General features: G+C 45.7%; 13 protein-coding genes. All 13 read right to left on the bottom strand.

All coding sequences use genetic code 11. From position 1 onward, the window contains the following. Positions 1-16: 16 nt before the first annotated feature. On the bottom strand, positions 17-1,699 hold the full coding sequence (locus DW724_RS00550; RefSeq protein ID WP_243102642.1) for an FtsX-like permease family protein: 1,683 nt from the start codon (positions 1,697-1,699) through the stop codon (positions 17-19). Next, positions 1,662-1,970 carry a hypothetical protein gene (locus tag DW724_RS15910; protein WP_227595903.1) on the bottom strand — a complete coding sequence of 103 codons (309 nt, stop codon included), beginning with the start codon at positions 1,968-1,970 and terminating at the stop codon, positions 1,662-1,664. The genes DW724_RS00550 and DW724_RS15910 overlap by 38 nt, the downstream gene beginning before the upstream one ends. Before the next feature lie 12 nt (positions 1,971-1,982). Beyond that, entirely contained in the window at positions 1,983-4,220 is a 2,238-nt protein-coding gene (locus DW724_RS00545) for an FtsX-like permease family protein (RefSeq protein WP_118760322.1), read from the bottom strand. Then, positions 4,210-4,977 carry an ABC transporter ATP-binding protein gene (locus tag DW724_RS00540; RefSeq protein ID WP_118668496.1) on the bottom strand — a complete coding sequence of 256 codons (768 nt, stop codon included), beginning with the start codon at positions 4,975-4,977 and terminating at the stop codon, positions 4,210-4,212. Before DW724_RS00540 ends, DW724_RS00545 begins: the two co-directional genes overlap by 11 nt. A gap of 101 nt (positions 4,978-5,078) precedes the next feature. Then, on the bottom strand, positions 5,079-6,092 hold the full coding sequence (locus DW724_RS00535; protein WP_118668495.1) for a sensor histidine kinase: 1,014 nt from the start codon (positions 6,090-6,092) through the stop codon (positions 5,079-5,081). Next, positions 6,089-6,757 carry a response regulator transcription factor gene (locus DW724_RS00530; RefSeq protein ID WP_118760321.1) on the bottom strand — a complete coding sequence of 223 codons (669 nt, stop codon included), beginning with the start codon at positions 6,755-6,757 and terminating at the stop codon, positions 6,089-6,091. Before DW724_RS00530 ends, DW724_RS00535 begins: the two co-directional genes overlap by 4 nt. 135 nt (positions 6,758-6,892) lie before the next feature. After that, on the bottom strand, positions 6,893-7,309 hold the full coding sequence (locus DW724_RS00525) for a DUF523 domain-containing protein (RefSeq protein ID WP_077138745.1): 417 nt from the start codon (positions 7,307-7,309) through the stop codon (positions 6,893-6,895). A 121-nt stretch (positions 7,310-7,430) separates the two neighbouring features. Next, positions 7,431-7,607 carry a hypothetical protein gene (locus tag DW724_RS15735; protein ID WP_002578900.1) on the bottom strand — a complete coding sequence of 59 codons (177 nt, stop codon included), beginning with the start codon at positions 7,605-7,607 and terminating at the stop codon, positions 7,431-7,433. 24 nt (positions 7,608-7,631) lie between these two features. After that, positions 7,632-8,051: a nuclear transport factor 2 family protein gene (locus DW724_RS00520; protein ID WP_004841005.1), complete on the bottom strand. Its 420-nt coding sequence runs from the start codon at positions 8,049-8,051 to the stop codon at positions 7,632-7,634. Positions 8,052-8,063: 12 nt separating this feature from the next. After that, complete coding sequence (locus tag DW724_RS00515) at positions 8,064-8,651, bottom strand: DUF2812 domain-containing protein (protein WP_002578898.1); 588 nt, start codon at positions 8,649-8,651, stop codon at positions 8,064-8,066. Beyond that, positions 8,648-8,971, bottom strand: a complete 324-nt coding sequence (locus tag DW724_RS00510) for a PadR family transcriptional regulator (protein ID WP_002578897.1) — start codon at positions 8,969-8,971, stop codon at positions 8,648-8,650. The genes DW724_RS00515 and DW724_RS00510 overlap by 4 nt, the downstream gene beginning before the upstream one ends. Positions 8,972-9,103: 132 nt before the next feature. Next, positions 9,104-11,488: an FtsX-like permease family protein gene (locus tag DW724_RS00505; protein ID WP_050624151.1), complete on the bottom strand. Its 2,385-nt coding sequence runs from the start codon at positions 11,486-11,488 to the stop codon at positions 9,104-9,106. A 77-nt stretch (positions 11,489-11,565) separates the two neighbouring features. Next, complete coding sequence (locus tag DW724_RS00500) at positions 11,566-13,950, bottom strand: ABC transporter permease (protein ID WP_050624150.1); 2,385 nt, start codon at positions 13,948-13,950, stop codon at positions 11,566-11,568. Positions 13,951-13,956: the final 6 nt, after the last annotated feature.

The raw sequence follows: 13,956 nt of genomic DNA, 5'->3' as shown, positions 1-13,956 counted from the left end.
TGTAGCAATTCAATTTTTATCTCATTTCCGGTCGAAGAATAACCCGTTTGAATAAGAACATTGTTGCACCAAAATAGGTCAGGTAGATTGCACAGAATAGCAGGATCGTCACCAGACCATAAAGAGGTACAAGTCCCTGCTGCAAGATTGCCTCTCCGAAAAAGAACTGTGCCCCTGTGATCAGTAAAACCGTCAGCAAAAGAGGGAATAGCAGTGGGATCAAAAAGACTGTGGACAGTTCCCTGCGGATCAGGGAAGCCTGCCTGTGGCTCGGTACACCCAAACGGTCAATGACTGCATAATTCTTCTGGTTTTTGTCTATGGCAGAAAGCTGCTCAAATGCAAGAACCGAGCAGGATAGAATGATGAAAATAATGCTTAAATACAATCCGCAGAACGAAATAGCTGTAAATCCCGTCAGCGAATTGGCAACGCCCCACGCCTTTACTGTAACACCCATCGTTACTTTTTCCGGAAGCTGTTGACCGGACTGCAATTCCGGCTGCCATTTCCCACTGTTCAGGAATTGCTTCAAGTCGCTTTTCAATTCCGGGTATCCGCCATCTTCCAGTTTCATCGCCAGACGGATTTTTTCTCCGACGAATTGTGAAGCTGCTTCATCCGGCAGAACAAGTACATATCCCTTCGTTCCGGCCATTTGATACTGCTCCATCGGCTCCGTCAGGATCGGCGTTTCCGCAGCAGACAAGGTCCGACCATTGAATGTGATCTCCGGCTGCTGCGCCAAGCCCTGTCGGATTCCGTCCATATAGTTCCATGTATCGCAATGAACCAAAAATTCGTTGTTGCTCATGGAAACAGGAGAAAGCCCCAGGATTTCACGCAAATGGTTATAGTCGGACAAGGACAAGGCTTCGATCGGTTTTTCAGGAACCGCATACAGATAATAACTCACAGAATCCTCGACTCCACAATGCTCCTCTGTAAAGGAAACGATGGAATCCATGTTGGATTTTTCCAAAGGTGCATCAATCGCCACGCCTGCATCATAGGGATAATAGGCTTTCATGTTGGCTTTGTAGCCTGCTCCCATGGTAAGCCCCACAAACATGGTTGCCAGAGATATGGTTAAAAGAATCGCCACCACAGCCATTGTCCGGCCAGCAGAATGGATGCGCCGCCCAATCTGCCCCAGGAAGAACAGATTTTCTTCTTTGTACTTATGGCGCAGATTTTGTTTTGCAAATCGGTGCAGCAAAAGCGGAATCTGGCGATGCAGCTCGTAAACCCCCACCAGAATGAGCAGGCAGGCTCCGCCAAGGTACAAAAATGCTTCATTGGTTTGTGTCTGAAGCATCCGCCCAAGCAAAATCACGCCTGCAACCATTGCGGCTATTGAAAGCAATACTACCAGAAGACTACGACTGCATGATTTAAAACGGTATTCTTCATTCTTGCGGTTATCATACAGCAAATCGATTACTTTCTGATGCCGGATAATCTTTGCTGCTCGGAGCATCCCAAAACCATACATCAAGGCAAAAAACAAAAATGTTACTGCCCATGCCTGGAGAGAAAAGGAAACCTGATAGGTATGCGGCACCTCAAAGATATTTTTTACCACCTGATTCAGCAAACCGGAAAGCCCTGTGCCAACCAAAGAACCAAGCAGAAAGGCTCCTGTACCGATGATACTGTTTTCAGCAAGGAACAAATTCCGTACTGTCTTTGCTTCCATGCCAATCAGTTCGTAGGTTGCAAACTCCTTCCAGCATAAAGCGGATCGCATAACCGATCACAAACGAGGACAGAAAAGCAACCAGAGCTGACATAAGCAAAATTCCAGTAGTCAGCATCGACATATTTTCTGCCATAGCAAGAACATCTGATGAAAAGCCCAATGCCAAAAATGAGTACATCAATGCCGCAGTCAAGGTAAGCGTCACAAAGTAAATGATATAATCCCGCAGGCTTCTGCAGATATTTTGAATTGCTAACTTCCAGTACATATCTTCTTCCCATCACCTTACGCTATCGGAGTTGCTGCGAATTGAACGCTGGAACAGCAGCCATGTACTGAGAAAATAGCAACTCAGCAGCAAAGCGAAAATCCCGACAATGATACCTATTTGCCGCATCAAGGCTCCGCAGCCAATATAAGCTGAGATTTCAGCAGAAACACTTTGAAGAAAATAGCCAATCACAATCATTGCTAAAACGATTGCCGCTGTGATCGGCATCCCAAACCAAACACCAAGCTGTTTTAGAACCAAAGTATGCAGGTCCTTCTCTTCCACTCCCATTTTTCGCAGAACCGAAAATCTGTAGTTGTTTTTTTCTGCATCTAGGAGCTGCTGAAGAGCCAGCACGGTAAGACACATCACCATCAGCACAATTGCACCATAGATCAAGGACGCTTTTAGGATAAAGTTAAGGGCGATTATACGGTTCACTTCCGTAGTATGGACAGTTGTACTGTATCCTGCCAGATTGTCTTTATCAGGATCTTCTGGATAAGAACGCCCAAGAAGCTGTTCCAGCATTTCTGCCGTTTTGAAGGGAAGCGGATATTGGGTCATCACAAATCGGTTGCTCTGTACCGGAAGCAAGACTTGCGCTATCTCGTCAGGTATGATATACACCACATCTGTATAAAGATTATAGATAGATTCCCCCACAGGCTCCTGAAACACGGCGTTCTCACTGAGTTTCAGGGTGCCTGCGTCAGTTTCCAGTAAGGTATGCTTAGCGATGTAGTTTTCAATATCCTTGTCCTCTGCCGCACGATGCCAGTGGGTAGCAAATTCATCCGTTTGTAAGGTAATAGGTTCATATCCCAACATTTTCCGAACAGCGTTATAATCCTTCAGTGCAATTGCCAAGGGAGGAAAATCGTACTTTACCCGCTGGTGAAAGTCGCTTTTTTGGGGAAGATATTCCGAAAAAGTCAAATCGTCCTTTATCGCTATGTTGTTTTGTTCTATAAACGCAGTAATTTCCCCATAGTCTGTATCCGGAAGATTTTCCACTTCATAAACATCGTTGTAGCGGCTTGAAATTTGAATATCATAGACTGCCCGACTATCCAAATAGCCCAGACTCCATCCTGTCAAAACTGGCGCAATGACAAACAAGCAGATAGAAAAAGTCAGGGTCACACAAATTATCGTCATCGTTTTCGTATTGGTAGCCAGCTTAGAGGAAAGCTGTCCAAACAGAAATAAACTCGTATTGTGATATTTGCGGGACACTTTAGACTCCTTCCAGTATAGGAGCGCCGCATTCGATAAATAAATGACTGCGGAAATGATAAACAAAATATCCGCAACCCCAAACAGCAAATATTGATTCAGAGTTGGGGCGTCAAATCCAAGGAAGTAGGCTTTTTCCAGTTCTGCGATGGAAAAAATCGGGATAGCGGTCAATACAGCACCAGCCAGAAGCCCGCAAAGATATCGGGAAAATCCTATTTTTCTGTGTAAAACAGCACCTGCGATTGCCCAAAGCAGCGTCAGTGCAGGGAAAAGGACATTCCCCCAATACATGAGCTTTACAGGAAGCGGATGTCTGGGATCGAAGTAAAAATGATATTTTACAGCACCTACCTCCAGCATCCACAGCAGCATAATGCCATAGAAAATACAGATCATCGGCATCCATCTGCTTTTATGAAGCGGTTTTTCATTCTGACGGTTTGCCGTCATAAGTTCAATAATCCTGCTTTTGTTGAGAATTCTGACATTCCCGACTCCAACCAGAATCTGACAAACAACAAAGAAGCCCACGGTCAGCAGCACAGTATCTGGAAAAAAAGACCAAGAAAAAGCGTAGGGTTCCCCAAAAGAAGCAAGCAGCATAGCCGTAATGACCTGAGAAACGATCATCCCCAGAAGGATTCCCACCGACACAGAGAATATGAGCAGGAAAAAAGTCTCTCCAAAAAAGAGCAGTCCTATGGTTTTTTGCTCCATTCCCAAGGTTGCCTCAACTGCAAACTCCGATTGTTTTTTTCTCAGCATGAAACGATTGACATAGTGGATCAGGAACAAAAGAAGCAGACTAATCCCGCAAATTGCCAGTTTCATACCTCCAGCCAGCAGGGAAATATTATATTCCGCACCAATGGTCGGATGATAATGGGTGCTGCTGATAGATAAAAACGCATAGAACAGGGTGACACAGAGTGTCATGGTCACAATATAAATCAAATAGTCCTTCACAGACCGCTTTGCATTTTTGAAAATGAGTTTAGCGTACATCACTCATGCCCCCTCCCATCATGGTGAGGACATCCAGGATTTTTTCAAAGAAAGTCCTGCGGGAATCACCACCCTTACGGATTTCCGTAAAGATCGCCCCGTCCCTCATAAAGAGAATACGATTGGCATAGCTTGCCGAGAAAGCGTCGTGTGTCACCATCAGGATTGTGGCTCCGAGATCTTCGTTGATACTCTGGATCGTAGAAAGCAGCATCTGGGACGAATGACTATCTAATGCGCCGGTAGGCTCGTCCGCCAAAATCAGCTTAGGCTGATTGATAATGGCTCTGGCACAGGCGCACCGCTGCTTCTGGCCGCCGGACACCTGATATGGGTACTTATCCAGAATATCCATGATATTCAGCTTTCCGGCCATTTCCCGCACCCGTCCATCAATCTCGCCTGCTGGAACCTTGTTGATGGTCAGCGCCAGGGCTATGTTTTCCGAAATGGTCAGCGTGTCCAGCAGGTTAAAATCCTGGAACACAAATCCAAGATTTTCCCGGCGAAACCGGGCAATCTGTTTTTCATTGATTTCCGTCACATCGGTTCCATCCAGATAGATATGTCCCGCACTGACGGTATCAATGGTGGAAATACAGTTGAGCAGGGTGGTCTTGCCGGAACCGGATGCTCCCATGATTCCTACAAATTCCCCCTCCTGAACGGAAAAGCTGATGTCCTGAATTGCTTTTGTAACATTCCCACTATTTCCGTAATATTTTTGGATATGATCCAGTTTCAAAATTTCTTTCATTGTTATCACCTCTGATCTCTATTGTAAAATAAGAGCGGCTTCGTTTGTATCAAGTTTTCTTACAAAGTTCTAACAAAAATGTAAGAAGTGCAGAACGGTTCTCAGCTCTGCACTTCATGAATCAAACAGTTAATATGAAAAGAAAGGGAAATTGCTGTGCCATGTTCCGACGACTCCGCCGTAATGCCAATGCCCAGCTTTTCACAAAGCCGTTTGCATAGGTACAGGCCAATGCCTGTGGACTGCTGGACCATACGACCATTCTGACCGGTAAATCCCTTTTCAAAGATACGGGGCAGATCGGACGCAGCAATCCCAATTCCATCGTCCTCCACGACAAGAACAACCTGATCCTGCCGTTTATGAGTAGAAATGCGGAGAACCGGCTGTTCCGTACGATACTTGACCGCATTGGCAATCAGTTGGTTCAGAATAAAGCGCACCCACTTTTCATCTGAATAAACCGTGTCCTGCATTTCCTCCACCTCCAGACGCATACCACTTTGGAGCAGCAGATATTTATTATCTGCAATCGCCTGATGCACCACTTGGGACAGTGCCATTTCCCGGACAGAATAATCTTTCTCTGTATGCTCACTGCGGGCATAATAAAGAGCCTGTTCGGTAAAGCGATTGGTCTTTTCCAGTTCCAGCAGAAGTTCTTTTGTCCAGTCCATCCGATGGTTTTCACATAGAAGTTTCATGGCAGTAATGGGCGTTTTGATTTCGTGAATCCATTGTTCAATGTATTCCTTGTACTCCAGGCGTTCCCGCTCGACCTCCCCGATCTGCTCCAACATGGATTTTCCAGCCATTTTCAAAAGCTGATAGTAAACCTGATCCTCAGCCTGCTCCGGCAGCTCCATCACTTCGGAAATAAGGTATCTCTCAGAGAGCTGCTCTGCCATATCCAGAAGTTTTTTCATCTGCCGCTTTCGTTTCCAGTAAGTGAGGACAAGTCCCATCAGCAAAACCAATGCCCATACAATCAGGATCAATACTACTGCGGAAACCGAATTGCCGCACACCAGCAAAAATACAGTGAGTGCAGCCATACAAACAAGGTTCGTCAGCAGAAATGGCAGCCTGTTTTTCCAATATCGTCTGCTGTTCATATCGTGTACCCCTGTCGGTGCTTTGTCTTGATAAAATCCGTCAGACCGATGCCCGCCAGTTTTTCCCGGATGCGGTTGATATTGACGCTCAAAGCATTGTCATCCACATATAGCTGATTGTCCCACAAATACTCAATCATATCTCCACGAGAACAGATTTTCCCTCCGTTCTTGAACAGGTAATAGAGAATTTTCAATTCGTTCTTAGTAAGTTCTACGCTCTGTCCATGATAGTCCAAACTGCTGGATTCCAGATGCAGCACCGCATCTCCATAGGCGATCTGTTCCCGTTGCTGTGCGGGATAGGCTTTCTTCAGCAGAGAAGCAATTTTCGCAAGCAGGACTGCTGTGTTATAGGGCTTCGTGATAAAAGCGTCTCCGCCCAGCATGATGCTATTCAGTTCATCCATATCCGTGTTGCAGCTTGTCACAAAAATAATCGGCACCTCGGAAAATGTGCGAACCTCGGTGCAGAGAGAAAAGCCATTGGTTCCCGGTAGCTTGATGTCCAGTAAAATCAAGTGTGGCTGTTCGGCTTTGATCCGATCAATCACATCAGAAAAATCTTCCGGAGCCGCCGCTTCATTGCCATTGCTTTGCAGCAGCGTTTTCAATTCATTCCGTATCAACGGATCATCTTCTATTATCAATATTTTTTCTTTCATATCAGCCTCCGTGAAAAAATAATATTCTATGATATAGTCGCTCATGCTCCCATTGACATTTGCATCAGGCGAATATAAAAATGCAGCCTTAATGCGTTAGGAACCTTATCCCTCAACAAATGAAAAATGGTAAACTTATATTTCTTCAACATCAATGACATGATATCCTTTTTGTTTTAATGCCTTTGCAAACAAACCCATTCCAGAAACTAACTTTCCAGTGAAGCTACCATCATATATCTGATTAACACCACAGGTAGGGCTTCTGGATTGTAATATAACTAAATCAATCTCTTCATTCTGAATTTTCGATAATGCAACTGCCACTGCCTTATTATATTCTAAACTAACATCATTTCCGTTTTCATCAACTACTCTCCCATTCACAATTTCTGCGCAGGGTCTGGGAGTTTCCATTCCTGCTAATACTTCCGGGCAGATAGAAATCACTTCTTTATCTTTTAAAAAATGGATAGCTGCTGAATTTTTGTTGTTTTTCCCATTATATTTACAGTTCTCTCCCATAATACAGGCACTGACCAATACTTTCATATTTGTCACCTCAAAGCCCAATGGCTTGCTCGAACAGTCCACAATAAAGTCCTTTAACGAATAGTCGAGATTACCAGTCTGTCAACGCACCATAGACGACAGTTCAAAAGCAAACTATGTGTTAAAGCAAACTACCCTTTAACCCTTTTTTGAAAACCAGTACAGCTCTTTCGGTTCCCCAAAAAGACATCGTAACAAGTCGATAGCTTTCCTTTTCCATTTCTTCTATTTTTGCATTGATTTTCTCTGTTACATTTTCCACGGTAATTCCTTCTACTAATTCTGTCCGATACATCATATTTTACCTCCATAAGCACTCAATTCAAAACCAATTCGCTTTTTCTGCTTTGAATTGAGGGGTATCGCCTTCCTGGTATGGATTATAGGTATTGCGATTACACCCAAATTCTTTTAATGCCTTTATTTTATTATCCTCTGTCCATTCAACCAGCGAGATTCCATCAAATTCCTCTATACTTCCATTGTTCATTTCATTTTTGAAATACCACTCCACAATCGTTTGATCTCCCTTATGAAAAAATTGCTTGATTTCCCAAATGACCACCTTGCCACGGGTATTCCATTCCTGAAACCAATGCTTTACTGTTTTTCGGTTGTTATACTGGGGACTCCAGCTTTCTGTATAGATTACATCTTCTGTAAAAATATCATCAATGCCCATATCCTGCTGATTGAGCCACATATCAAACCATAATCGGATTGTTTTTTCTCGTTCATTCATGATATAAACACCTCACCATTCTTTTGTCTTACCTTCGCGTTTGTTCTGCATAACCTGGGTTTGATATACGAGAACAGGAATCAGAGAAACCAGGGCAAGCACACCAAAAACTACCGAACATTTTGCAACCGCAAATATTGCGAACATGAGCAATATCAGCAACCACGGATTACGCAGATTTCTGTAATAGTTTTCCTTGTCCTCATAAGAAGTATGAAGTTCAAACGGCTTACCGTCATTATCTTTTTCTACGATCAACAGTTCCCGATTAAAGGTGGTGGCATTTGTTGCTATGCGTCCGCCTTTTTCAGCCCATGGCCGTAGGCGTACTTTACCAACAGAGTAGTTCAGGTTGATGTTTTTATAAAATACTTTGTAACCCATCCCCTCTAAAAACTCATGATAATCGGATGCGTTGGCCTTCGATTTTTGCCCGATAAACTCCACGCAGTATTTTACCTGATCCGGTTTACACTCCTCAAATTCATACAACATTTTTTCCGCCCGAATCAGACGATAGCCCTTTTCAGACATTTTATTCAGCCAATGTTCCTGGGCAGTCAACAAACCGCCAAAGAAACGATAATACTTTTTGCTCATACCGCACCTCCAATAATTCCATTAGCCACGCCTACAAGTTCATTGAGCCTTATCAGCTCCTTTTCTGCAATTTCTTTTCCTTGCGTTGTAATGAGATATTCTTTTTTCCGTCCCGCACTATCTCCAAAAGGTGCAATCCAGCCTTTTTCCTGCAACGAGTTCAACGCACCATATAAAGTACCTGCCCCCAGCGTGAGCCGCCCTTTTGTATTGTCTTCAATAAATTGCATAACAGCATATCCATGTTTCGGGGTATAAAGGGAGAGCAAAATAAAGAATGTCACCTCTGTGAGCGCACCGCCTTTCGCATTGTCTCGCATAACACCTGCCTCCTTATTACGGTTACTGTAATAAATATATCACTAACCGTAATAGAAGTCAATAATGATCCAAAATATAACAGCAAACTTAAAAAGCGGGGCAGCACACGCCGCCCCGCCGATCCTATATGCTTATTCCATCGCTCGCATTTCTTCCACAAGCGATTGATTTTTCTGCCTGCGCATTGTCCAGAAGGACAGGATGACCTCCAGGCCAAACAGCACCAGAACGAACAGCCCCATTTGCAGGAAGGGGAAGGAATATGGCATGATCGCTCCATGGAAAGTCATTTCGCTGAATTTTCGAGCAGCTATCATTGCAATCGGGAGGCCGACTGCCAGAGTTGCCAGCGCAGCAGAAAACGCATAGCAAATTCCCTCATAGATGGTCATTTGACAGAGCTGCTTTCTGGTCAGACCGATGGCGCGAAAGACGCTGTTTTCCCTCTTTCTGGACATCTGATTGGAGAGGGTGGTGTTGATGAGATTGACCACGCCAAAGAGGAACACCAGCCAGGACAGCGCCTGAAAACCTCCAAAAACGACCCTGTTTTCCATTTCCTCATAATCCTTATGTATCCCAATGGTATCCAAGTCAAGATCCGGATTGGAAGAAATGATCGCACTCAGACTGTTTTCAATCTGCTCCGCCTTTTGGGGATCGCTGACAATGCTCCAGGAATAATCAAAACAATCGATCATAGGCATTGCTTCCTGAAATAGCTCTTTGGTTGCAACAATGCAGGTGCTGTCCAATGCCAGAGGACCATGACCATTTTTAAGCCCATCGTTTATGAGCAGACCGGAAACAGTGACAGGAATCTCTTGATCCCCTATGGTAAGTTTGATAACTGACCCCACATCTACACCGATCATATCTTCTGCATAATCCATATCAAGTGCAATACTATGGGAATCTTGAGGTAAAGTTCCGGACACAAGCGCCGCTTCCATTTGATCCCTGTTTCGGTCACTCAACAGATCACACATTCCGCCGGAAGAACTTTCCTCATTTTCAAACCGCACATGAACCGCCTGACGATTTTCTATCACATCTGTTACGCCATCCACGGCCAGCACCTCCTGCCGAAGCGCTTCATTCAAAGGATTTCCTTTTGACATCACCTCATATTCTGTTTTTTCAGAATGGATATAGATTTTATAATCCCCATCCGGGAAATACTGTCTTGCGATCCGCTCCGGCGAACGAACCAAAAGAATAGAAGCTGTCACCAAAAGGATCACCCCGCCCAGACTCAGGGAAGCCACGATACTGATCGTCTTTTTGCGGTCACGCCTGAAATTTGCAATTCCCATGGAGAGGGGATTTAACCGCATATTCTTCTTATGTGTGTGGGCCTTTCCGCTCTGATTGCCGGTAAAGCGGACTGCTTCAATCGGGGAGATACTGGCGGCAATCTTTACCGGTCTGCGGATCGCAATGGATACCATAAACCAGCCAAGCAGTGCAGTCAAAACAATCGCGGCTGCATAAAATAGCAGATTAAACCCACGGGGAAACAGTGCAAACCCGGCTGCACATCCCAGCAAAATACCGATACCAATGCCAGCCCATCCTAAGAAACGGCCTTCTTTTTTGACAATACGGCGGATCTGTTTTGGCGTTGTGCCGATGGTCCGCAGTTGTCCATAGCTTTGGATTTTATCATTGATAGAAATTCGGAAGATACTTTGTATCACAACATACCCTCCGATGATGACCAGAACTGCAATTCCGGCAACCAGCGCCAGCATACTGACATTCACAGGCTGCTTATAGAACTTCATATAGCTGAGGTTCATGATCGGCATTTCCAGCTGATATTCCTTGGCAATCTCCCTGCTGCGGGCAGTCAGCTCTGTTTCATCCATTTGCTGCTCATTCTTAAAATGCACATAGGCTCGATAATCAGCGGGGTCATAGCCGCTCCATCCTTTCAGGGCTTCTTTGGAAAGAAGGATGGAAGATCCATTTACCTCTTTTTCCTTATAGCCTTCCATAATGCCAGTCACCGTGTATTCTCCGTGAAAGCTCTCGCTGCTTAGCATAACCTTTTCGCCAATCCCGGCGTCTGCAGCATAGTTGGAAAGGAAATAACGGCTCACCACCACCTCATCCTCCTTTTGGGGCAGTCGGCCTTCCAGCAGCTTCATCTGGTCACGGGCAATATACATCGTTTCCTCATCACAATAGATATAGGAGGCATTGTATCCCTGCTCCGCAGGTTCCACAGCCAGCATATAATACTCTCCTACCCTTGAGAAGTCATCCAGCCCCTTCAGGGTGGACACATCTTCCTCAGTAATCCTGGTATAGACCGCCTCATAAGTATCCTCCACATGATTTTTCTCTATCTGCCGGGTAGACAAAGCCATCACAATCGAAAAACAGATCAGACAGGATGCCAGCGCAACGGCGATCACCACCATCAAATTCCGGCGTTTTTCGCTTTTCAAACTTTTTCTTGCCAGTTTCCTGACAATATTTCCTGTATCATTTTCAAATGGTACTGTCATTTTGATCATCTCCTTTAAGTCTTATATTTCTGCTGTCAGCAAAGCGGCGGCTTCACATCGGAAGCCGCCGCTTCTGGTTAGTCCATGGTCTTGATCCGCTCTACAAGGGAAAGCCGTTTAGAGTAACGGACAGCAACCACAGAGAAAATTCCGGTCACGACCAAAAGTGCCAGAACAAAAACAACCGTTTCCATCAAAGGGAATTGATAGGACAGTTCCCCAAAAATATTAAAGCTGCTGATCACATAGTCAAAAATCCAGCCCAGGATTCCGCCAATGCCAACTGACAAAAATACCGTAACCCCTGCGTACCACAGGCATTCTGCGATCAGCATACGGGAAACCTGCTTTCCGGTCATTCCCACAGACTGCAAAATCCCAAGCTCCTGCTGCCTTGCCAGCAGATTGGTCATCAGGGTGTTGACCAGATTTACCATGGAGAACACAAACAGGAACGCCAGCAGCAGATAAACACCGCGGGTCATCATCTTTAGCTGCGATTCCAGGGATGCCGCATGGTCTGCTCTGGAAAAGACCGTCAGCACCGGATTTTCCAGCAGGCTGAAAATAGACGCCCTGAGCGCATCCGAGTCCTCCGAGGTATGGACATTCCAAACGGCCTCCCTGTTCTCAATATCCGGGTAGAGTTGATCGGCCAGTTCTTCTGTAAGGGTAAACAGGCCCCATGCGCCGGTGCCTGATGTTACTGACGGTTTCGCAATCCCCATGACCGTTACTTCTATGGCCTTACCGTCCATGGATTCAAAGGTCAGCACATCCCCGACCGCAGGCGTATAGCCATAAAACATACTTAAAAGATGATCTTCCGAATCAGTCACGATCACACCGTTGTTTGCGGCAAGCTCCTCATAATCTACGCTGCCCTGTTCCAGATTTTCCTCCGGCAGCCATTGTTCCATCTGCTCTCTGTCAAATACAGGGAACTTTAATGCAACACTTTCCTGGGGGAATTTCACCGTTGCGGATGTTACTTCATGGCTGGTGATAGATTCCACACCATCTATGGCAAGAAGCTCCTGACGAAGTTCTTCTGTCAATGGATTTTCACGCGCGATGGCAGGCAATCCTTCCGCGCCTCCCGAATCCATCCAGCTGACCTCATAGTTGCAGTGATCTCCCATGGCTTCTATCGCCATCTTTTCGGGACTGATGGAGTTGAGTACCGTAGCGGCTGTTACCAGAAACACACCCGTCAATCCCAGAGATACCAGAGTGATGACCGTCTTTTTCCTGCTCCGCCTAAAGTTCATCTGTGCCATGGAGAACGGCGTAATGCGGTGGTTTTTCTGATCCTTCCGGTCTGTTGCCGTTTCATAACCACTGGAGCGGACCGCTTCGATTGGGGATACCCTCGCCGCCATGCGGACAGGCGCATGAATGGACAGAAATACCGTCAGGGCGCAGGCTGCTGCGGTCGCAGCCAGATAGGGCAGATTGCCCATCCAGCTCCAATGTGCCGGGAAAATAGCAAACCCGATAGCCCCTCCAACCAAAAGCCCCAGTGGGATACCGCAAAGAGATAACAGCAATCCCTCCCGCCGCACGATCCGCCGGATCTGTTTTGGTGTTGTGCCGATCACTTTCAGGCGTCCATATTCCCGCATTTTGCCCTTTACGGAAATGAAAAAGATACTGTAAATGACCACGGCACAGGCAACCAGCAAAAGGATTGCCACGGGAATGTAATATTTCATCACACCGGACTTAAAGCCCTGCATATCGAAATAGTTGGAACTGTAAAAAATCTGATCCTCTGAGACATCGTTGGCAGAAAGGAATGCTGCAATATCCGCCTTGAGCTGCTCCAGCTCCATACTATCAGCACCAGTATAACGAAGCCGAAATTCAAACAGCGGCTCTCCCTGCGCCATCTCCTCCACAAATGCTTCAGATACATAAAGCTGGAACATACGGGAGTCATTCTCCACATCCATGATACCGCTGACGGTATAGGTCTGCTTTCCGTTTCCAAGATTCACTTCTATGGTCTGCCCGACTTCTGCGGGGATTTCAAAATAATCAAGAAATGCCCGTTCTACCAGAATTTCATTGGCAGCCTGCGGAAGTGTCCCAGTAAAGGAAGGCTTCTTACCCAATTCCATCCAGTTGGCATCCGCATACTCCACAGTCAGAACGCTGTCACCATAGCGGGCAGAACCGTAATTCTGGGAAAGGCCCCAGCGTTCCACTTCCGGGCAGTCTTTCAGTCTTTCAATCGTATCACGGTCACAATTCACCACAACCGCCTGATACTGTCCCCGAATGTCCGCCTCCAGTTTTCTGTCACTTCCCGCTCCTGCACAAAAAATCGCTGCCATCAAAGCGGCTGCCAGAGCGATCGTTACGATCACAAACAGGTTGCGCCGCTTATCTGTCTGAATGCTTCGTGACGCCAATTTTTTAATGACCGGCCCTGTATCATTTTCAAAAGGCAATGTCATGTCTGC

The organism is Butyricicoccus sp. AM27-36 (assembly GCF_003480945.1).
GTDB lineage: Bacteria > Bacillota > Clostridia > Oscillospirales > Butyricicoccaceae > Agathobaculum > Agathobaculum butyriciproducens.
This window is presented reverse-complemented; position numbering and strand designations above follow the sequence as displayed.

What these genes read in the sequence shown, in the direction of transcription:
- DW724_RS00520 (WP_004841005.1), bottom strand. Translation starts at nt 8,051, where the DNA reads ATGAATGAACGAGAAAAAACAATCCGATTATGGTTTGATATGTGGCTC.
- DW724_RS15735 (WP_002578900.1), bottom strand. Translation starts at nt 7,607, where the DNA reads ATGATGTATCGGACAGAATTAGTAGAAGGAATTACCGTGGAAAATGTA.
- DW724_RS15910 (WP_227595903.1), bottom strand. Translation starts at nt 1,970, where the DNA reads ATGTACTGGAAGTTAGCAATTCAAAATATCTGCAGAAGCCTGCGGGAT.
- DW724_RS00505 (WP_050624151.1), bottom strand. Translation starts at nt 11,488, where the DNA reads ATGACAGTACCATTTGAAAATGATACAGGAAATATTGTCAGGAAACTG.
- DW724_RS00525 (WP_077138745.1), bottom strand. Translation starts at nt 7,309, where the DNA reads ATGAAAGTATTGGTCAGTGCCTGTATTATGGGAGAGAACTGTAAATAT.
- DW724_RS00535 (WP_118668495.1), bottom strand. Translation starts at nt 6,092, where the DNA reads ATGAACAGCAGACGATATTGGAAAAACAGGCTGCCATTTCTGCTGACG.
- DW724_RS00515 (WP_002578898.1), bottom strand. Translation starts at nt 8,651, where the DNA reads ATGAGCAAAAAGTATTATCGTTTCTTTGGCGGTTTGTTGACTGCCCAG.
- DW724_RS00530 (WP_118760321.1), bottom strand. Translation starts at nt 6,757, where the DNA reads ATGAAAGAAAAAATATTGATAATAGAAGATGATCCGTTGATACGGAAT.
- DW724_RS00545 (WP_118760322.1), bottom strand. Translation starts at nt 4,220, where the DNA reads ATGTACGCTAAACTCATTTTCAAAAATGCAAAGCGGTCTGTGAAGGAC.
- DW724_RS00550 (WP_243102642.1), bottom strand. Translation starts at nt 1,699, where the DNA reads ATGGAAGCAAAGACAGTACGGAATTTGTTCCTTGCTGAAAACAGTATC.
- DW724_RS00500 (WP_050624150.1), bottom strand. Translation starts at nt 13,950, where the DNA reads ATGACATTGCCTTTTGAAAATGATACAGGGCCGGTCATTAAAAAATTG.
- DW724_RS00510 (WP_002578897.1), bottom strand. Translation starts at nt 8,971, where the DNA reads ATGCGAGACAATGCGAAAGGCGGTGCGCTCACAGAGGTGACATTCTTT.
- DW724_RS00540 (WP_118668496.1), bottom strand. Translation starts at nt 4,977, where the DNA reads ATGAAAGAAATTTTGAAACTGGATCATATCCAAAAATATTACGGAAAT.